At 58.0% G+C, this 19,935-nt stretch carries 12 protein-coding genes and 4 pseudogenes; 7 read left to right on the forward strand and 9 right to left on the reverse strand.

The features are described from left to right. The first annotated feature begins 475 nt into the window (after positions 1-475). A complete protein-coding gene (gene bioD / locus V1289_RS15375; protein ID WP_334397710.1) occupies positions 476-1,108 on the forward strand; it encodes a dethiobiotin synthase in 633 nt (210 codons plus the stop codon). Positions 1,109-1,683: 575 nt separating this feature from the next. On the opposite strand, the gene V1289_RS15380 is transcribed toward bioD, so the two are convergent. The 5 genes and pseudogenes from V1289_RS15380 to V1289_RS15410 form a co-directional block, all read right to left on the reverse strand. Beyond that, entirely contained in the window at positions 1,684-2,445 is a 762-nt protein-coding gene (locus V1289_RS15380; RefSeq protein ID WP_334397711.1) for a GntR family transcriptional regulator, read from the reverse strand. Between the two features lie 46 nt (positions 2,446-2,491). Continuing rightward, positions 2,492-3,175 (reverse strand): annotated as a pseudogene (locus tag V1289_RS49720) (SDR family NAD(P)-dependent oxidoreductase). Positions 3,176-3,281: 106 nt separating this feature from the next. Continuing rightward, positions 3,282-4,904, reverse strand: a complete 1,623-nt coding sequence (locus V1289_RS15400) for a class I adenylate-forming enzyme family protein (protein WP_334397714.1) — start codon at positions 4,902-4,904, stop codon at positions 3,282-3,284. Positions 4,905-5,073: 169 nt separating this feature from the next. Continuing rightward, positions 5,074-6,258, reverse strand: coding sequence for a thiolase C-terminal domain-containing protein (locus V1289_RS15405; RefSeq protein WP_334397715.1), 1,185 nt, complete (start codon positions 6,256-6,258; stop codon positions 5,074-5,076). A gap of 39 nt (positions 6,259-6,297) precedes the next feature. Then, positions 6,298-7,437, reverse strand: a complete 1,140-nt coding sequence (locus tag V1289_RS15410; RefSeq protein WP_334397716.1) for an ABC transporter substrate-binding protein — start codon at positions 7,435-7,437, stop codon at positions 6,298-6,300. Positions 7,438-7,695: 258 nt separating this feature from the next. Between V1289_RS15410 and V1289_RS15415 the strand changes: the two genes are divergently transcribed. The 5 genes and pseudogenes from V1289_RS15415 (at position 7,696) to V1289_RS15430 (ending at position 14,794) form a co-directional block, all read left to right on the forward strand. Next, positions 7,696-8,844 carry a cyclase family protein gene (locus V1289_RS15415; RefSeq protein ID WP_334397717.1) on the forward strand — a complete coding sequence of 383 codons (1,149 nt, stop codon included), beginning with the start codon at positions 7,696-7,698 and terminating at the stop codon, positions 8,842-8,844. Between the two features lie 92 nt (positions 8,845-8,936). After that, the gene (locus tag V1289_RS15420; protein ID WP_334397718.1) at positions 8,937-9,812 is read left to right on the forward strand and encodes an alpha/beta fold hydrolase; all 876 of its coding nucleotides are present in this window, start codon (positions 8,937-8,939) and stop codon (positions 9,810-9,812) included. Between the two features lie 263 nt (positions 9,813-10,075). After that, positions 10,076-11,329, forward strand: a pseudogene (locus tag V1289_RS15425) (IS5 family transposase); the annotation flags it as partial. Positions 11,330-12,391: 1,062 nt separating this feature from the next. Beyond that, the gene (locus tag V1289_RS49725) at positions 12,392-13,198 is read left to right on the forward strand and encodes a Crp/Fnr family transcriptional regulator (RefSeq protein WP_442896183.1); all 807 of its coding nucleotides are present in this window, start codon (positions 12,392-12,394) and stop codon (positions 13,196-13,198) included. Between the two features lie 648 nt (positions 13,199-13,846). Then, positions 13,847-14,794, forward strand: a complete 948-nt coding sequence (locus tag V1289_RS15430; protein WP_334397719.1) for a LysR family transcriptional regulator — start codon at positions 13,847-13,849, stop codon at positions 14,792-14,794. A 186-nt stretch (positions 14,795-14,980) separates the two neighbouring features. Here the strand turns inward: V1289_RS15430 and V1289_RS15435 are convergent, their stop codons facing one another. Next, positions 14,981-15,325 carry an AMP-binding protein gene (locus tag V1289_RS15435; protein WP_334397720.1) on the reverse strand — a complete coding sequence of 115 codons (345 nt, stop codon included), beginning with the start codon at positions 15,323-15,325 and terminating at the stop codon, positions 14,981-14,983. A gap of 637 nt (positions 15,326-15,962) precedes the next feature. After that, a complete protein-coding gene (locus V1289_RS15440; protein WP_334397721.1) occupies positions 15,963-16,475 on the reverse strand; it encodes a MarR family winged helix-turn-helix transcriptional regulator in 513 nt (170 codons plus the stop codon). An 860-nt stretch (positions 16,476-17,335) separates the two neighbouring features. On the opposite strand from V1289_RS15440, the pseudogene V1289_RS15445 reads away from it, so the two are divergent. Then, a pseudogene (locus V1289_RS15445) lies at positions 17,336-17,611 on the forward strand (serine hydrolase); the annotation flags it as partial. Positions 17,612-17,735: 124 nt separating this feature from the next. Here V1289_RS15445 and V1289_RS15450 read toward each other — a convergent pair. Together V1289_RS15450 and V1289_RS15455 are read right to left on the reverse strand one after the other, a co-directional pair. Beyond that, positions 17,736-18,503: an SDR family NAD(P)-dependent oxidoreductase gene (locus V1289_RS15450; RefSeq protein WP_334397722.1), complete on the reverse strand. Its 768-nt coding sequence runs from the start codon at positions 18,501-18,503 to the stop codon at positions 17,736-17,738. Positions 18,504-18,545: 42 nt separating this feature from the next. After that, positions 18,546-19,906, reverse strand: a pseudogene (locus tag V1289_RS15455) (IS5 family transposase). Positions 19,907-19,935 lie beyond the last annotated feature (29 nt).

The raw sequence follows: 19,935 nt of genomic DNA on the forward strand, positions 1-19,935 counted from the left end.
GCGAGGAGCGAAATGGTCCGTACCTCGACGTCACAAGTTCAATCGAAGGAAGGCAAAGGAGAATATCCCGACTATCGTTAACCTCCAAGAAGGGCCTCCGATATGCCCATCGGAGGCCTTTTCGTTGACCGTTGATGGCCGTCGCCGTACGTGAGGCCCTCGTGATCCTGCGGGAGCCCGAGCGGCAGCATGTCTGGGCAATTTGATCGCATTCACCCATCAGGAGATCTCCGTGTGCCGCCCCCCGAGTCCTTCGAATCCGCAAATCGTTCCTTATGTTGTCGCCGACAATGCGCGTGCGATGCGACTCGCGTCAGCGCTGAAGGCTCCCGGCTTTGATATTCGTTAGGATACGGCCGCCAGCGGCGCCGGCGGGAACGAGCTGTTTGCGAATTTCCCTGACGCTTTAGCGTCGGGGGAAGATGATGTATGCGAGACGCTTGATGGGTTGGTAAGAGAAGTGGGGCGATTCCCGATGAGACACCGGATCGTTGTGACCGGCACAGATTCCGGGATCGGACAAACAGTCTTTTCCGCAGGGCTCGCCAATGTCCTAGGCGCGAACTATTGGAAACCGATCCAGGCCGGTCTCAAAGCTGAGAGCGATACCGAGCTCGTCGCACGGTTGGGCGGTCTCTCAGCCGATCGCATCCTGCCGGAGCGTTACCGACTTCGAACGCCCGTCTCACCCCATCATTCCGCCGAAATTGACGGCGTTCGCATCGATGCGGATTCTCTCCATGTGCCGGATACCGGCGAGCGCCCGCTAGTGATCGAGGGCACGGGCGGACTGATGGTGCCGGTGACTGGCGGCACACTTTATGCTGACATATTCGAGCGATGGCGGCTTCCAGTCGTGCTTTGCGCCAGGACGGCATTCGGAACAATCAATCACGCTCTGCTGTCGATAGAGGCTTTGCGAAAGCGTCAGATCACCATTCTTGGGGTCGCGTTCGTTGGCGAAAGAAATGCTGAGAATGAGAGTGCAATTTGCGAGATCGGACGGGTGCGTTGGTTAGGGCGATTACCCTGGCTTTCTCCTCTCACGGCGGAAGCGCTCCAGGCAGCGTTCAAAGCCTCATTCCGGAGCGATGATTTCAAGCTATGATGGCAAAGAAGGGGTTGTCATCGTTCGCGCGCCACGCGCTTCAAGACGAGACGCCAAGGATTGTGCTCGGGGACGGTGCCTATCTCCATACTCATACCGTGGATGGTCGTCGTGTCATTGATGCAGTTTCATCCTGGTGGCCGTAACCCACGGCCATTGCCATCCTCACGTTGAAACTTTCTTCCACTGATCTCGATCATGTCTTCTCCGACAGTCTCGTCAGCCAGCGAATACGCGTTGCCGTAATGCAACATTCCTAGCACGCCGATGCGGTCGAAGCGATGTCGACCGGCGCCTGGGACGTGTTCAACGCGCCGTACAGGCCCACTTCACCGCAAATCTCGTTTGCTGCGAGAGGTCGAGAGCGAGCGCAGGCGGCTTTCGATGCGCTCGAGTCTGCGTGTCGAAACGAAATGTCGGCCAGCTTTATTGTGGAACCTTCAATGTTGGGGCGGGAGAGATGCTGATATACCCGGCAGCATGGGTGCTGAGAAATTGAGATGATCTACGAGATCTCTGACGTCCTATTCATTGCTGACGAGGCCGCTTCCGCTGGGATGACGTCTGCAGATCAATCAGCGTCGTTTGTCTATTTCTGCCTGCAGAATCGCTCGGCTGTGCTCCTCTGCTTCCCGAATGATCTTTAGCGCAGATTCGATGTTGCGCGCACGGCATGCCCCAAGGAGCCTTTCGTTTCGCTTGATCCACAGTGCGACCTCAGCACGAAAGGCCTTCTCAATCGTAACATAGCGAAAAATATTCCGCCGACACACATCCACTGTATTGAGCAGCGTTGGCCAATTAGCTGCCTGGATAAGAATTCGGTGAAAGCTAGAATTAAGAGCGAACCATTCGGCGGGACTGCTCCGCCGCTGCCACATTTTTTTCACAAGCTCGGCCATTTCATCGAGCTGTTCCGTCGTAAGACGGCTAATGGCGCGCTTCGCAGCCAGAGCCTCGAGGTGGATGATCATTGAACTCAGCTCTTCCAATTCATCGGGCGACAAACTAGCGACAATCGCACTCCGGCGAGAATGCAAAGTCACAAGCCCTTCCGAGGCCAGTTGGCGCAACGCTTCCCGAACGGGCGCGCGGCTTACCTGCAGATCTTGTGCAAGATTGTCCTGCCACAAACGCTGTCCCGGCGCCAACCGTCCCGTTGTGATCGCGTCACGCAGTTGTGCTGTCACAAATTCGACCAAGGTGACCGGCCGTTTCTGTGCTCCGATCTCCTGAACTTGCATCTCGTCGATGCGTGAACTAATTGACTTTTCCGACGCGGAGGCTTCTGGGCTAACTTCCAACGTTTCTGGCAGCCGGGGCGACCTTATGGCCAAGCCACCTCGCTCCTGCGCATCTGAGGATGATTTCTCCCGTCTGGGGTTAGTTGATCGTGACGCCGCCATCGATAACTATGCTCTGCCCATTTACGAACGCCCCTGTCTTCGAAATCAACAATATTGCCGCACCCGCGATCTCATCCGGTTGGCCGACCCGACGCATACGCGAACGCGATTCGGTATTTCGGAGCGTTTCTGGATCGTCCCATAGCACCTTGGCCTTGTCAGTCTTAATTAGACTTGGGGCGATTGCAATTCACACGAAAATAGTGATTGCCGTATTTGACTACGAGATTGCGCGCCAGCTGCAACTCCCCACCTTCGAGATACAACAGGCGCTGATCGCGGTCGAGCCTTTTTTAGCCGCCGACCGAGGAGATGATGACGATTGCGCCGTCCTCGCGCTCGATCATCTGCGGACGCGTAGGAATTCCGCCAGTTATTGGCGACGATGTTGTTCTCGAGGATCTTGCTGAACTGGTCGTCGCCGATGCCGGCAAGCGGGCCTAATGCGGCCTCGACGCAGCATCGCAGACCAATGCTGTCAACCTTGACGAATTCCGGGCGGTTCTGTCGACGGTTCGTCGACTATTCCCTTGCCGGAGATTTTGCAGGCGATTGAAATGGCGGTGTTCGGGCCATGCCTGTCGTTGATGATCTTGGTCACCTCTTCGCAGGCTGGGAGCTTGCGCGACAACACCACCACCATGGGGACGTCCTCGGGCATCCGCTCGGCGTGCCCGGCAATGACCGTAACCTTATCGGCCAGGTTAAACAAGGACGACACTCAAGTCCGATCCACTTGTTCAGACAGGACCGATCTCTGTCAGCGATTAGTTCGCCCCTTGCGCTCCACCGACAACACCTTGCGAGCTGGGAAACAATTCCATGCCCCTCACTCGTAGGTGTTTCTTGTCGACTTTACCCAGGATATTTTCCGGCAACGCCTCCAGAAATGCCACGTGCTCTGGGACTTTGAACGGAGCGAGGAGGCGCGTGCAATGATCTATAACTGACGTGGGGTCTAGCCGCCCTGTTCCATTGCTCACGATAAAGGCAACTATTCGCTCTTCACGAAATTCGTCCGGGATACCAACAACAGCGACCTCCTTGACGCCGCTATAGGTTGCAACCGCACGCTCCACCTCGGCCGCGGCGACGTTGAAGCCCGAGCGTTTGATCATGTCCTTCTTGCGATCGAGATACCATAAGTACCCGTCTTCATCGACATGACCGGTATCGCCGCTATTCAACCAACCTCCGGCGAACAGCTCCTCGGTCAGATGCGGGTCCTTGTAATAGCCGCCGCTTAGGCCATAGCGGGAGAACGATTGTAGCAGGATCTCCCCGCTGTCCCCGACACCGCCGTCGGTACCATCGTCGCGCTTGATCTTGAGACGCACTCCCGGGATCGGCGGTCCGGCGCTGCCAGCTTTCCAAAGTGAACCCACGGGCGAACAGGTAGCCATCCCCAAGGACTCGGTAAGGCCATACACTTCGACCAGGCGGATGCCCCCGAATTGATCCGAGAATTCGCGCCGACGGTCGTTGTCAAGCGGCAGCGCAAACTGAACGCGTCGAACCCGGTGTTGGCGATCTTGGGGAACACGCGGATTGTTGAGGACCATCTTGACGTGAGTGGCGTTAAACGCGGTGAACGTGATGTCGTGCTCGACCAGTGTCGCTGATAGCTTGCTGGCGGAGAATTTATCACGCATAACGATGGTCGCTCCTTTCAGGATGACCGGATTTATAAGCGCAACGCCTCCGTTCGCGTGATACAGGGGAAAGTAGTGCAGCACGCGATCATCCGCCGTGTAATTAAGGGCGTTTGCAAAGTTAAGCCCCGCGACGAACAGGTTTCCATGGCTCCACAGCACACCTTTCGGCCGACCGGTCGTTCCCGACGTGTACATGATCATTGCAAGTTCATCGACGCTCGGGAATGGCTCGTCGAACCTGTCCGAATTCTCGACGAGCATGCGGTTGAGCATTGCGCTGCCAGTGTCCATCGCTCCACAGTCGACGGTAATGATCGAGCGGACGCTTGCTTGTTCGGCCGCTATTGCTCGGACGAGCGCCTCGGTCTCCCTTGCGACAATGATTGCTGCGACGTCACCGTTTGAAACCTGGTATCTGATCTCATCTTCCGCAGCGAGCGTGCTACAGGTGACATAGACGGCCCCCATTCGCTGGATTGCGAATGCGGCTGCAAGGTACTCTGGACAGTTTGGCAAGGAGATCATGACGTGCTCGCCACGACGTATTCCAAGAGCACGCAGACCGTTGGCGATCTGGCACACCGCACGGCCGAATTGGCCGTAAGTAATCTTTAGTCCGCGATATTCGATGAACGACTTTGAGGGAATTACTTCTCGATTGTACGCGAGTGCTCGCGGCATCGTTCGCTGTCCCACCATGTCCCAGCCGACCACTGGCTTAGCCTCGTGTGTCATATAACGATCCCTACGTTAGGGCTGAACGGCTTGCCGTTTGCCCGAACCTTTTTGCAACGTCCGCAGCACTGAACAACGAGCTCCTGCTTCTTTGCCGCGTCCCAGAAACCCCGGTCCCATTCATTGGGCACCGGAAGCGGTCGTTCGGCGGCTCCTGCAGTAACACCACTCATCCCCGCACGCTCCCCAGAATGGCTGCACTTGTCGGATATGGCAATCCGGCCGTCACAAGACAGGTTTCAGCGTTCGCGACCTGGCTGGTGGATGTGCCTCTCAGCTGGCGCACTCCCTCAAGGAGGTGGTTCACGCCGTGGATGTAGCCTTCGGCTAGATTGCCTCCTGCGGTGTTAACGGGGATGGATCCGTTGGGAGAAATGTGCCCATCATCGACAAAGCCACCCGCCTCGCCCTTCCCGCAAAATCCGTAATCTTCAAGTTGCTGCATCAAGGTAGGCGTGAAGCAGTCATAGAGCTGCGCGACGTCGATATCCTTCGGTCCGACACCTGCTTCGCGATACACCTCGGCGGCCGCCAACCGGCCCGAACTCTCCAGAATGTCCTTCCGACCGATAAAGGAATGGAGCGGGCCTTGAATCTCGGGCATGGCTGCCTGGGCGGCGGCCTTCACATAGACGGGCTTCCCCTTCAGATCGGCCGCTCGCTCGGGCGTCGTCACAACCAGGGCGACCGCACCATCGGTCTGCAAGCACATGTCAAACTTGCGCAGAGGAGATGAAATGACCGGCGACGCAAAGTAATCCTCAAGGGTCAGGGTCTTGTTGTAAAGTTGAGCCCTCGGATTACGGTTCGCATACGCCCTTGCCGTCACCGCAACCTTTCCAAGTTGCTCGTTGGTCATTCCGTATTCATGCATCCGGCGCCGAGCCATCATCGCAAAGACCTGAGAAGGCGCGGTGAAGCCGTGCGGCACCAGGAAGTTGTCGTAGCCAGGGTCCTGATTTCGATACAGCTTAGCCGTATCGCCTGACCCGGGACGGATCCCCGATCGGCCATTCAGCGTTCGATAGATAACGACATAGTTTGCCCGTCCGCTGGCGACGGCCAGCGACGCCTGACCGAGAAGTGCGCAGCTGGCCGCTCCGCCCAAATCCACGCACGCCCAGAACCGGACCAGGGGCAGCCCGAGATTGTGCGCCACCAGAGCCTCTGACGCGCCGGTTTGCGCGATTCCATAACGCACGAGCCCGTCCACCTGATCGGGCTCGAGCCCGGCATCGTCAAGCGCTTCGGTGATTGCCTCAAGAGCCAGACGCAGCTCGCTGCGCCCGGAGCGCGACGAGAATTCAGTCCTGCCAATGCCGACGATCGCAGCTTGATCTTTGATGCTATTCAAGTGCGCCCCGATCATTCTCAACACTACGGCTTTTCAGCATCACGGATTCAAGTCGAATGTCTTCACCTGGTCGTCCGCACCTTCGACCTGACAGAAATCCAACCCGTATTCTGAACGGTTGGCCGCATCCAACTTCAATTCAACACCATCATAAGAAATCTCGTGCATAGCCTTTAGGATGGCATCGGTGTCGTCGATTGAACCGGCCTTCTCGATCGCCTTGGCGAGAAGGAAATAGAAATCGTAGTTGACCATGACCGCATATATGTTGCTCGGCGACGCTTCTCCGATGAATTCACGATACTCCTTCGCAAGCTCCGCAGCAGCGGGAGTCGCTGGGCTGTCGAGATTTGCGCCGACAACGGTGTTTGCCCCGTACGGACGATCGAGACCGACCTTTTGTACCGACGTGCAGGGCGTCGCATAGCTGAAAAACGCAGGCGCCGCATCAACTTCTTTGTTGGTGCGAACGATGGGCGCGAGCTGATCAGGGCCCCAACCAATAAATAGAATATCCGGTTTGGCTGAGCGAATCCGCGTGAGAGGAGCTGACAGATCGGACGCGCCTTGCGGGAACGTCTCGCTCGCAACGATCTGCAGATTTTGGCCTTCAAAGGCCTTCTTTATCAACTCTTGCATTTCAGCAGTTGTTACCTCCTGCGGCAGTAGCATCGCCACTCGCTTCGCCTGGGGGAACAAGGTCGCGAGACCCCTGGCCGTCAACGTCGCGCGCACCTGCGCGGACGGGAGAGTCAAGATCAGGAATTTCGACTTGTCGATTTGTGGAGCAGCAGATGAACTCGAGGTGAAGTAGATGACCTTATTCGGCTCGGTCAACTGCAAAACGATCGGCGCCAGGCGGCCGATTGCACCAAACATGAATTTCACGTGCTTGTCGGTGACGAGGTCAACGGTCGCTAACGAGGCCTGTCGCTCATCGGTGCGACTGTCAGCAACGACAAGTTCGAGCTCGTACTTCTTTCCATTCACAGTGACTCCGACGGCGTCATTGATCTTTTTAATGGCAAGGCGGCTGCCGTTGTAATTTGGAATACCAACGGCTTGATAGTCGCCTGAGCGTTCGGCGATAACGCCGATCTTGATCGTTTCGGCTGCGAAGGCGGATCCTGCGATCGACAACGTGGACAGTACCAGCGCTGCAAAAAGCTCGATGTTCATCTTGCCTCCCTGAGCGCGTGAGCGCGCACCCAATTCTTCTTTTCAAATCGCCCGCTTTTTGCAGGCGCCATCTCACCTCGAATGGCATTTCCCACGTAGGACAGACGCTGGATGCGCTCGTGCCGCCACTCGCTCTCGTCCACCCACACGGCTCTGCATAGCCCACCGTTCGACTGAGGAAGAAGTGGAGACTTTATTTTGGATACGATATCTGATATCCGCCGTCAATGCCCCCGGGCGGACCTGAGAACATCACCTATGGCGAGTGCAGACGATGGGAATGAGTTCAATCCGTTTAAGCAGCGTTCGCGGATCTCGGCCGCTGTCGATCAAATAAAGAGCATTGTTCGGCGACTCAGCGAAGCAGACGTTGTGAGTGTCACAGAGATCGGCTGGGTGTGCTTCGGCAGTTCGGCCCAGCTCATAGCCGGGCCGTTACCGCAAATTCTTTGTCCAGGAGAATCAGAAATGAACGGCCTCACATCGACTTCTATCAATGATGCCGATCTGATCGGTTACTTTGAAAAGCTAAGCAACTGGGGCCGCTGGGGCAAGGAAGATCAACGCGGCACATTGAATTTCATCACGCCAGAGAACCAAGTTCGCGCCGCGCGCTTGGTGCAACGTGGACGCGCTGTCTCATGCTCTCGAACGATCTCGCCCCGTTGGGCGCCAGAGAATCCACGCCCGCTCACACACTTTATGACCGCAAGCGGCGAAGGCGCGCCGAAGAAAGGAATGGGCTTCGCGTCCGATTGGATCGGGATGGAATTTCACGGCCATTCATACACCCACCTGGACAGCCTGTCTCACATCTTCTGGAACGGCATGATGTACAACGGACGGCCTTCAACAAACATCACGACGTCAAAAGGTGGAAAAGACGGCAGCGTAGAATGGGCTAGCGGCGGCATCGTCTCCAGAGGAGTCTTGCTCGACATCCCGCGACTTCAAAAGAAGGAATGGCTTGAGCCAGGAGAGGCCGTTACGCCTGAGCATCTGAACGCCTGCGAAAAAGCCGAGCAGCTGACAGTGGGCTCCGGCGACATCCTTGTCATTCGGAATGGCCGTGACGCAAGAAGCGCGAAGAAGGGAGTGGCGTTGCCAGAGAAACACGGTTCGCCCGGGCTTCATGCAAGCTGTCTGCCTTGGTTACACGAGCGTGAGATAGCCGTCCTCTGTTCGGATGTCGCACAGGACGTCAGGCCCTCCGGCTTTGCAGTGGCATCGCCGGTTCACGCAGTCGGGATGGTGGCCATGGGCTTGTGGCTCGTAGACAACGCTTCGCTTGAGGAACTCGCTGCAGTCTGTTCCGAGGAGAACCGTTGGGAATTCCAATTCATCATCTCCGCCCTGCCCTTGAAAAACACCACCGGGTCTCCCGTCAATCCGATTGCAATTTTCTGAGCCCCTCCAAATACAGGCGTGCGCCATCACGCCCACGAGCTGATCGCGCGCCCGCCGCGGAAGACCTTTTGCGAACATCGAGGGAGAACGCGATGAACCGAGGTAAGCGGCTTGCGGGGGCTTTGCCCCCAATGCACATCTGGAAAGGAGCCAACGGTGTACGGATCGCAGGAGACCTTTGGGGGCCATCAGACCGACCGCTCGTCGTATTGACGCATGGCGGCGGCCAAACACGACACGCTTGGAAAAACACTGGAGTGATCCTAGCTCAAGCAGGCTACCACGTGATTGCATTGGATGCCCGCGGTCACGGTGACTCTGGCTGGGCCGAAGACGGCGATTACAGCCAAAACATAATGGTGGAGGACCTCCGGTGCGTGCTCAGCGAAATTGGCCAGCCCCACCCCGTTTTGGTCGGTGCGTCGATGGGCGGCCTAACGAGTCTGATAGCCGTAGGTGAGAGCCAGATAGATGCCAGAGCGTTGGTGCTAGTCGATATAGCTCCCAAGCTAGAACGCGCTGGAACTCAACGCGTCCTTGATTTCATGGATCTACGACCGGAGGGATTCGACTCCCTGGAAGAAGTCGCCGACGCGATAAACCAATACCAGCCACATCGGAAACGATCCAAGAGTCTTGAAGGTCTCGCCAAGAGTCTACGCATCGATGACCGAGGTAAGTATCGATGGCATTGGGATCCACAATTTCGACGTAGAATTGTCGATCCCGACGAAATGGAGCTGCGACTAGAAACTTGCGCCAGAAATATTTCGGTTCCGACGCTCTTAGTAAGGGGTGATCTTTCCGATGTCCTAAGCGAGAGCGGCGTGAGAGCGTTCAAAGAGCTGTGTCCGAGCGCGGAGTACATGAACGTGCGAGACACCGCGCACATGATCGTCGGCGATCGAAATGATGCGTTCGGTACCATGGCGATCGAGTTCTTGTCTCGTGTCGTGCCGCCGCAATAAAGCTGACCACAGCTGCGGCCTCGGCAGTGCGGAAAACCGGAACTCGCGGGGACCGAGAGGAACGCCCTCGCTCCCGTGGTGTCCAAGACAGTCTTCTGGAACGAAGCGGCGGATAGTCGATCGAGCGGGAGTCTGTTTTTCGGATGCTGGGGCATTTGAGATTGCAAGGGCTTGGCGCTTGAGGACCCCAAACCTTGCAATCTCGTTTGTGGATTCCCTTTCGCTGCGAACCATGATTCTGTGGTGCATCGGAGAGGACGACGCGGCCGAGGAAGCACCAGACGACGGGCGCGAACGATCGGCTCCGGGCGCGGCTTGACCAGATCATCAATCTGAAGCATGGCGCCGCTCTACAGCGAGAACAGCCGCTCGGGAATCGAGACCTGCGTCATGATCGGGCTGTTGTTGCACAAGCACATCTACGAACTGTCCGATGAGGGGCTGTGCGAACGCTGGGTCCATGCCGTATTTCCGATACTTCACCGGCGAAGAGTTCTTCCAGCACGCCTTCCCGCACGAGCGCTCGGACCTGAGCCATTGGCGCAAGCAGCTCGGCGACAGGCTGGAGCTGCCTGCTGGCCGAGAACCTGCGGGTGGCTCACGAGGCCGGCGCGTTACGCAACAACGACCTGGAGCGGGTCACGGTGCAGCCGAAGGCCATCAGCTTTCCGGCCGATGCCAGCTGCTGCATGCGGCGATTCGGGGGCTCAACCGCCTGGCGACCAGGCACGGCGTCAAGCTGCGGCAATCCTATTCCCGGATCGCCAAGGTCGCCGCGATGATGGCCACTACGCCCATGCCAAACAGTTCAAGCTGCATTGGGGCGGCAGTTGCTCAGCCGGCTCGGCCGGGTCATCCGCGACATCCGCCGCAAGATCGAAGGTGAGGCTGCGCTCGAAGAGGCGTTCGCACTCCCGCTGACCCGGGCCACGCAGATCCGCTCTCAGCAGCAGCGTCAGCACGGCTGGAGGCTGTATTCCTTCCATGTCTCGGAGGTGGAGTGCATCGGCAAGGGCAAGGCCAGCGCGCCTTACGAGTTCGGGTGAAGGCCTCCATCGTCACCAACAACCAGCCTGCCGCGGCGGCCAGTTCGTGCTGCACGCCAGGGCGCTGCCCGATAACACTTACGACGGTCCTCACATGCTGGGGAGGTCATCGACCGCACCGGCTGTGCGATCGAGCGCGCCTATGTCGACAAGGGCTACCGCGGCCACGACGCGCAAAATCCCCGCCACATCTTCATGTCGGGCCAGAAGCGCGGCGTCTTCGGTGTCATCAGGCGCGAACTGCGGCGCCGCCCCGCCATCGAGCCCATCACCGGCCACCTGAAGGCCGAAGGTCACCTCGGCCGCCGCTATCTCAAAGGCCGCGCCGGCGACGCCGCCAACGTCGTCCTCTCCGCCGCCGGCCACAATTTCCGCCGCATCCTCGTCTGGTTCAGAGAACTCGTGTGCCTGTTCCTATTCAAGCTGTGGCGCGCCCTCGCCTTCCCAGCCCTGCTCAATCGGGTTTCTTAACGGGCGACCGGATAAGCACCAAGCCAAATTCAATTGGCCGATCTCTGCTACTCAGCGATTTTCTGGATCCGTTAGAAACTCAGGATTTCAAGATAGAACTCGTTGTGTCGAGTAGCCACGACATCGTCCAGCCGCGTCCGCACAGAGCATGGTAGCGGCTCGGCCGACCGCCGCATCAAAGAGCATCTTCAGTGTGACGAATATCTCCTGGCAATGCGCCCGAGGCCATTCCACCGCGCATGCTGTTCCGCCAGTTTGACCCGATCGCCTGCTGCTGGCTTTGATCGAACGTTATTACCGTCGGCTTTATCGCGTCGATGCCGTCCTGGATGTGCCCGACGCGACCGACGGCTAGACTAGATGGAGGCACTTCAGAAACGCCAAGGCCAATGTGATACGCGACTAAATTAATCGCTTTGAAGACGGGCAAGTGTAAGCATGAAGAGTGCCCCCGCTTTGAAAGGCTCCGAGAGGATGCCGGTCTACAGACCATCAGTTCAACGACGGGCCCGAAGCAAGCCGCGCTAAAGAAGCTGCTGGCCATGATCCGCTTGCGCAGCGTCTCAAGGGTGAGCAGGGCTTCGCCTAAACCGAAGCAAAGGCTGAGTGCTATCCAGGCACGTACGCCGACAAGTCGCCCTCGACGAACCTTCTCTGGCCTGGTTCTCCATGCACGGCCGTCGTTCGAGTTGTCCGCCGACGTCGCGCACCGAGGGGACGTCCATACCGGCGAACGTCGATCTTGTCTCAATACTTGCCAAGGTTTCGAGCTTCTCGACCGCACCCATCATAGCGCCGCGGCCAACGCATTCTCGAGCCGATGTCAAGGTCATCGACCGGTAGTGCCCTGGGTCATCGTCGGCACCTGTAGCTATCATAGGCTACCAGACGATTGACCGGTGATGGCGGCTTAACGTAGTCCATATGCTTGGTCTGGCGCGCGACTACCGATCGTGGTCATCGGCCAAGATCAGCGTATCCTTCGCAGCGGCCTAAAAACAAGAACACGTCTATGGAAGGAGCTCGATAGGGAGGGATGAATTGTACGTACACTCCAAGCGGATGCTTATCAAGAACGCCATTTTGGCGGGCCTCCCTCCAGCATGCTTTGCTGCGATTCTCCCGTTTCTCGAGCAAGTTACTCTAAAGGAGCGGCTGAGCTTGCAGGGGCCAAGGAAGCCTGTCGAGCACGTTTATTTCGTAGAGTCAGGAATCGTATCGCTGAGAACAGTCGCAACCGAAGGTTTCGTCGAAATAGCAACGATCGGAGCTCAGGGAGCTGTTGGGATCTCCAGCTTGTTGGGTGGACACCTTCCAGCGCATCAATCAATCGTGCTTCTTCCTGGAAGCGCACTCAGGATCGGCACCGAGGAGTTTTGGCGCGTATTCGCCGAGTCTCCTGAATTTCGGTGCGGCCTATTGCGATATGCACAAGGCCTCGCGATACATGAGGCTCAGACCACATTCTGCGCCGTTCGGCACAAGCTCGAGCAGCGCTTGGCAAATTGGCTCTGTCTGGCGAGCGACGTCCTCGACGGCGCCGCCCTGGCGCTTCCACATCACTACTTTTCCGCGGCTCTGGGCTTGAGACGCCCAAGCGTAACGCAAGCACTCATCCGCTTTGAAGAGCAGGGATTGATACGCAAGATGCGACGCAGTGTGCAGGTTATCGATCGGGAACAGCTACAGCAAAAAGCGTGCAGGTGCTGCGGCATCATAACGAGCGCCTACTTTGAAATGAATTCGGGGCGAGACCATGTGAGCTCAGGTCTCATTTACGAACCCGAGGGGTGGCGTCGACGCGCATCTGCTCCTGCACTACCGCAGGAGCGTGGCGCGCAAACCACGTCGCTCCAGCATGTCCTTTAGGATGATGCCAATTTCCCAACAGACGATCTCGCCCGAGTAACTGGTCGGTTTCTCTTGTTCATCAAGTAGGAAGTCCGCATCATGATTGGCTCACTGGCACCAGAACAAGTGCGCTGTCGGAATCTCATCCATAGGAGCGTTATGTCGCCTAGCGGTATAGGAACTGCTGCCGAGCTCAAGTCGTATTATCCGCAGCTGATTCCACGAACATCAGTTCCTGTACCGCTCTTGCGATAGGTGAATGACTGAACAACGCTCACCTGATCACTGAAATATTTTCACTTCCGCCTGCTATCGGGAACGGAGCATGATAGCGGACGATGAAAGTGCACTGCAGGGCGTTACATTGTGATCGCCGTCGTGGCAACACAAACGTCCGAACGAAGGCTGACCCCGCTGGCAACTGGTAGGTTGATCGGAACGCTGCCGTATCTGATAGCACCGCCAGAGAGCGACTAGTGCAAGCGAAGAGGGCTCAGCGTGCACGGCAATTTACGATGACACACGACGTTACCTGCCGCGCGGCCTCGCCCTGAATGAAATCCGCGTGGCGGGATGTTCACGGTGCAGCACCTGCTTGGCCACTCCGCTTTAATGGAGCGTGGGCTCGCAAGAACGAGTGCAAGTTGATCCTTTAAAGGGACAAAGATGATATCGCTCGACTTGAGGCAACTTGAGTACTTTATTACTCTGGCGGACGCAGGCACCATATCCGGTGCGGCATCGCGGATTGGCATCGCCCAACCCTCGTTATCGGAGGCGCTTGCAAAATTGGAGCACCAATTGGATGTGCAACTCGTCCTACGCGGTGCTCGTGGGACGCAACTGACCGAGGCCGGTGCCGTACTCGCAAAGTATGGTCGCGAGATCTTGAAGAACATCGCTGCCACCCTGGAGAAAGTACGCCATGAAGGCGGTGATGCACGAGGTCTCGTTGCGGTCGGCTTGCCGCCGGGCCTTGCGTCGGTTCTCACTGTTCCATTGGCCGAGACGGTCCAAGTCGAGCTTCCTTTGGTCAAGCTGCGGATCAGCGAAGGAGGGGCAGGCCATTTGTTGGAATGGCTCGCTTCGGGAACAATCGATTTTGCAATACTTTACTATGGCTTCGATAACACCGACTTCGATGTGAAGCCGCTGCTAGAGGAAGAGCTCTTCCTTGTATCCGCCGTAGACAATTGGCCGCCAGCGGGTAAGCGGAATGGTCTCGGACAGTCGATCGAATTCAAGGACCTGAAGGAGATTTCCTTGGTCCTGCCAAGCCCGCTGCAGTGTCCGTTAATCGCTCAGCTCGGGCGATCCAACTCGATTCAGCTCAACGTTAAGGTCGAGATGGACTCACTTCAGCAAATTGCATCGATGGTGTCCCGTGCGAGCGCCTACACTATCATGTCCCATACTGCCGCAATTGATTACATTGCGCCACTGCAACTGCTTTTGGTGCCGATCATCAACCCTGGAATTCGACTGACCGCCCACATTGTTCGGAAGAGAAACCGACCAGTGACACAAGCGAGCTTGTCTGTTCAGCGGCTAATCCCGGTCATTCTGAAAGAGATGATTACTAGACACGGATTGAACGCAAGGCTCGTGGACTGATTTGGTGGAAGGTGCCGCTGTGATGATCGGAGCTTTCAGCTCCCGTACGCTGGGCCCGGGACTTGTCCGGTGATCCTTCCATGTCCGTCGGACGAAAGGTATCTGATTTCGTCGAGCGTGGATGGATCGTTTGGCGAGGACAAATTTCCCGGGGGCAGTCCGCAATGCTGCGGATCACGCGGCGCATCATCTTGCCGCTCTTGCTTCGTGGATCACGGCCGCAGTTTCGATTAGCCTGCCCCGACGATGAAATCCGTGCGGCGCTATGATCGCGTGAGTCCCACAAGAGCTGACCCGCGAGACGATGGCATCGCTCCCAAAGCCGCTGAACATTGGTACGACGATTGCGCCAATATAGGTGAGGCGGAAAAGCGTGGTCGTCGCCTCGACGCCGTTCTCCATCAGCAGGCCGACGCGATCGGCCGCGCATAATGCCAAAATCGCGAAGTCCGGCCCCAAACCGCCGACTTTTAGTTCGACGTAGGTCAGGCAAACCACCGAACCGTCCTCGATCTCGGCGACGACCGCCAATCTTCCTCCAAAGTCTGCGCGGTCGGCAAAGCCAAGTAATCCGGAACGCCCAAACGGTTCGCAAGAGCGATCACATTGGCGACTGAGATATACTCTGGACGCAGTTTCCCGATCGCGGCTTGTGCTGCGGTCATGTTCGGCCCGAAGCCCGCTCATACCTATAAGCGCCGGCCAAACAATTCTTAACGTACCGTCATGTGTCCACAAGTGGATGAGTCATGCTGCGACGTAGGCCTCCCGGCGGCCATCGGTGTTCAGATCCGGGAGTCGAGGAGCGCAAATAACGAGGCAGTCCGAAAACCGAGTAGGTAACAGGGAGGCCGGGTTCGTTGCAGGCGAACCGTCCGCCACGCGTAAGTGATGTCTACGGTCGAAGATCGCGCGGCGTCACAGGGGTTGCAGACATGTACCTGTTGCCGGCCGCGACTAGGCGCTCTGCCATGCGCACCCATGTTGTGCTGCGCAAAGTCCAACGAGGTCGAAAGCCTTGTGGTAGTGGCTGAGAATAACGCCGGCCAATTGCAGCGGCGCCATCATCAATAGAAACCGAGCAGGGCTCGAGGAGCGGCGCCTTGAGATATCCGGCGCTGATGATCGCCTACGGCGCCGAGATCGCGTCAAGAATACGGCACAGCTGCTATTTGTATCGATGAACGTCGTTGCCAGGCTTCGGACTCGTTGACTGGCCATTCGCCGCCGTCTTTTTAGCCATAGGTCGCTCGCGTGTGACTGAAAGGTTCGATCTAAGTGTAAGAAGGGTTTCCATTAGCTGACTTCTATCCTCTTCCGACACGCCCGCAAGCGCTTCACGACGCGTGAGATCACCGAGTTTGCGCGCCTGTTTGAGCTTCGGTCGCGCGTCCGGTGCCAAATGCAGGCGCCATACGCGGCGGTCGGAGGGGTCGACCGCACGCTCGATAAGGCCGATGTCGACCAACCGGTCGACGATCTTCCCCAGGGTCACCGGCTCGACGTCACTCAGCTCTGCCAATCTCGACTGGCTAGTCCCCTCGTTCCGCGAGAGGTACACGAGCGTCTGCCATTGGGACCGCGTCAGTCCAATATCTTTCGCATGCAGTTCAAAACGTTTGCGGAGCAGTCGTGCGACGTCATGCACCAAAAACCCGAACATCCTGTACTTCGCGAGCATAAGACCTTTCTCCATATTCATACGTATCCTTGCGGTCCTCAGCGAGTTCGATACAAAGAATCCTTCTTGGTCGGTCCTAATAGTAAGGTCGTTGGATCAAACGCATCAATGTGAGAACGGCAAATAGGTTCTTGGCGTGTCTGCTTATCATAGTCACTGTTGTCTGGCACAGAACCAAAGGTCGAGCCGTCTCAAGAACTGTTGCGGGCGCCAAACCTCAACGTGTTGACGTAGTCAGTCATGGCGACGGTCGTGCACATTGCATGGTGCGCCTCTAGCGCTGGAAGAGCCGGTCCCCTGTGCTCCACCCACCGGGCCGCGCCACCAAACCGGTTTGTGCAAAGGCCATCTTTGTCCCAACTCGCCATGCGCTAACAATGAGGGTCTCGTGCACCGAGATCTGCTGAGCCGCATCTGCATCTACCGCAATCGCGACCAAGATACAGTCTATCATACTAGAAGTGAAGCGAGCTTCTGCTTGGTTCTGCCGTCGCCGACCAATCGAACGCGACACGGCCCAACGTTCGGTAACAAGCGCCTATCTCGCTACGAGGTGTTTCAGCGACCGTGTCATCGAGTGAGGTCGGGAATCAGGGCCGATCATTCAGAGATGCCCTGAAGCCTTCACTGAGAGCGGGGAGGTCTGCCCGCACACAGGCTAAGCTTTGCGACGGAAATGCTATGTCCGGAGCCGCGTCGATGAACAGAGTGGGTTCTGGCTGCGCGCGGTCAGTCGGTCTGGCTCGATTTCGTGTCAACGTCACGGAACTGAGACGATTGCGGATTCACATGGGTCTTCAATGCCTGCATTTGCTCTTCCTCCCGGCCGTCACGCGACCGTTTGCAATGATACCTCGTAGCACTCGCGCTTCTCGCAAATGCTGATCAATGGCGGCTCGCCCGCTGGTGTCCTCCCCGGCCACAGCTTTAGCCTTGGCTTCGCGGTGCGCTCCCACCAGGGCGTGGCGTCGTTTTCGGGCTCGGTCGGCCAATTCTTCTGGAGCGGCGAGGCCGGCACGTTCTTCTGGATCGATCCGAGCGAAGACCTGTTTGCGGTCTTCATGATGCAGGCCTCCGGCCAGCGCGAATATTTCCGCTCGCTGGTCAGGAACGGCGTCTACGCGGCGGTGGAGTGAGGTAGGTACCAGTCGATTTGCTCCGTCATGCCGTGTCCCGGGCATCCACGTTTGTGAGGCCGCGGCAAAGATATGGATGGCCGGGACAAGCCCGGCCATGACGAGACACACTTCAGTAAAGGTCTCAGCTGATCGTCGCGCCGCCATCGATCACGACCGTCTGGCCGGTCATGAACTCGCCGGCCTTCGAGCCCATCAGCACGGCGCAGCCGGCGATTTCGTCGGGGATGCCGATGCGCTGCACCGGCGAGCGCGCGGTCGAGGCCTTCAGGTTCTCCGGATTGTCCCACAGCGCCTTGGCGAAGTCGGTCTTGATCAGGCCGGGCGCGATGCAGTTCACGCGGATATTGTGCTGGCCGTATTCGCAGGCGAGGTTGCGCGCAAGCTGCATATCGGCGGCCTTCGAGATCGCATAGGCGCCGAGCACGGTCGACCCCTTCAGTCCGCCGATCGAGGATACGATGATGATCGAGCCGTCCTTGCGCTCGATCATCTGCGGCACCACCATCGAGATCAGCCAGTTGTTGGCGACGATATTGTTGTCGAGAATCTTGCGGAACTGGTCGTCGGAAATGCCGCCGAGCGGACCGTAATATGGATTGGACGCCGCGTTGCAGACCAGCACGTCGATCTTGCCGAAGGCGCGGTTGGTTTCGTTGACGATGTTTTGCAGATTCTCCTTTGCGGAGATGTTGGCGGCGATCGCGACCGCGGTGCCCTTGCCATATGTGTGGTTGATCTCCTTCGCCACCTCCTCGCAGACGTCGGCCTTGCGCGAGGAGATCACGACCTTGGCGCCGTGCTCGGCCATCCGCTCGGCAATGGCCCGGCCGATGCCGCGCGTCGAGCCGGTGATGACGGCGACCTTCCCTTTCATGTCGAACAAGCTCATATTTCTCTCCCAGATGTCAGGTCTTAGAACTTCGTTCTCGAGCTAAGTAGTCGTCCGTGAAGAACGCCCTTTTCGGACGGGAAGCAATTTTGACTGCACGAAGAGCAGCGCCAGAATGATGCGCAAAAAATCGTTCAGCCACCTGATGAGGCGGCGGAAGTTGTAACCGGCCGCGGCGAGGACAGCGTTGTTGGCGTCGCCGTGGCGGCCGGCGAGATAGTTGCGGCCCATTCGGTGCTCCTCCTTGGTATGGCCGATGACTGGCTCGACGGCGGCACGGCGTTTCATCTCTCGTTTAATGGCCGGGGTCACGCGACGCTTCTGCCTGGACGTGTAGACTTTGAACTTATACTCGGACGGCGCGTTGTGGCCGCGGTAACCGGCATCGGCGTGGAGCCGCTCGATCGTATTGCCGACGAGTTGCTCGATCGCCGGAATGACGGCCTCCAGCGTATGGCCATCATAGGGGTTACCTGGCAGCGCTTGCGCATGGGCGACGAACTGACCGCCCTTGCTGTGCTTGAGGGTGGTGGCAACGCTGACCTTGACGCCGAACTCGTAAGGCTTGTGCGGCTTGCCCTTGCCGATGCACTCCACCTCGGGCGCGTGCAGGCTGTAGACCTTGGGGCCGCGCTGTCCGCGCTCCTGAGCGCGGATGCGCCGTGCCAGGCTCAGCAGTGAGGCAAATTTGGTTTCGAGACCGGAATCGCCGTCGATCTTGCGGGTGATGTCCCGGATGACGCGGCCGAGATAGGTCTTGAGCTTGCGCAAAGCCCGGTTGGCGCGTTTGAACTGCTTGGCATGGGCGTAACGCTGGTGCCGGATGAGCACGAACTTGCCGACCCGCGTGTAAGACTGGCGCAAATCGACGCCGAGCTTTTTGGCCAGCTTCACCAGCTTCTCACGCGCACGGTTCAATAGCTTGGCGTCGGTTGGGAAGGTAATGTTCTTCGGTTGCACCGTGGTATCGACAATGACGCGGGCGAGATCGCCGGGCTTCATCGCGCCACTGCCAGGCTCTCCTGCAGCAGCGCCTGCAGCCGCTCTTCGCCCATGCGATGGCGCCAGTTGGTCATCGAGGAGCGATCGAGCGGAAGCCGGTGCTGGAAAAACTCCTCCCCGCAGAAGTATTGGTAGTACGGGTTCTCGATCCACAGTTCACACACCATCTCGTCGCTGAGGTTGTAAGTGTGCTTGAGAATCGCAAGCCCCGCCATCAGCCGGGTCGGCAGCGGCGGCCGGCCGGAGCCATCGGCGTACACGGCGCCGAATTTCTCTTCCAGAAACCTCCAGTCGATCGTCCGCGCCAGCTTCACCAGCGCGAGGTCCATGTCGATGGCCTGATCGAGCCGCGACCGAAACAGATCCTGCTCGCCGCCCTCCCGACGCTCCCGTGGCCGCATCGAATCCTCCGCTCTTCACCCTCGAAAGC

The sequence above is a fragment of the Bradyrhizobium sp. AZCC 2289 genome (assembly GCF_036924615.1).
Classification (GTDB): Bacteria; Pseudomonadota; Alphaproteobacteria; order Rhizobiales; family Xanthobacteraceae; genus Bradyrhizobium.

Coding starts and splice junctions, on each gene's coding strand:
- bioD (WP_334397710.1), top strand. CDS start 476: ATGAGACACCGGATCGTTGTGACCGGCACAGATTCCGGGATCGGACAA.
- V1289_RS15400 (WP_334397714.1), bottom strand. CDS start 4,904: ATGACACACGAGGCTAAGCCAGTGGTCGGCTGGGACATGGTGGGACAG.
- V1289_RS15410 (WP_334397716.1), bottom strand. CDS start 7,437: ATGAACATCGAGCTTTTTGCAGCGCTGGTACTGTCCACGTTGTCGATC.
- V1289_RS15415 (WP_334397717.1), top strand. CDS start 7,696: ATGGCGAGTGCAGACGATGGGAATGAGTTCAATCCGTTTAAGCAGCGT.
- V1289_RS15420 (WP_334397718.1), top strand. CDS start 8,937: ATGAACCGAGGTAAGCGGCTTGCGGGGGCTTTGCCCCCAATGCACATC.
- V1289_RS49725 (WP_442896183.1), top strand. CDS start 12,392: ATGCTTATCAAGAACGCCATTTTGGCGGGCCTCCCTCCAGCATGCTTT.
- V1289_RS15430 (WP_334397719.1), top strand. CDS start 13,847: ATGATATCGCTCGACTTGAGGCAACTTGAGTACTTTATTACTCTGGCG.
- V1289_RS15440 (WP_334397721.1), bottom strand. CDS start 16,475: ATGCTCGCGAAGTACAGGATGTTCGGGTTTTTGGTGCATGACGTCGCA.
- V1289_RS15450 (WP_334397722.1), bottom strand. CDS start 18,503: ATGAGCTTGTTCGACATGAAAGGGAAGGTCGCCGTCATCACCGGCTCG.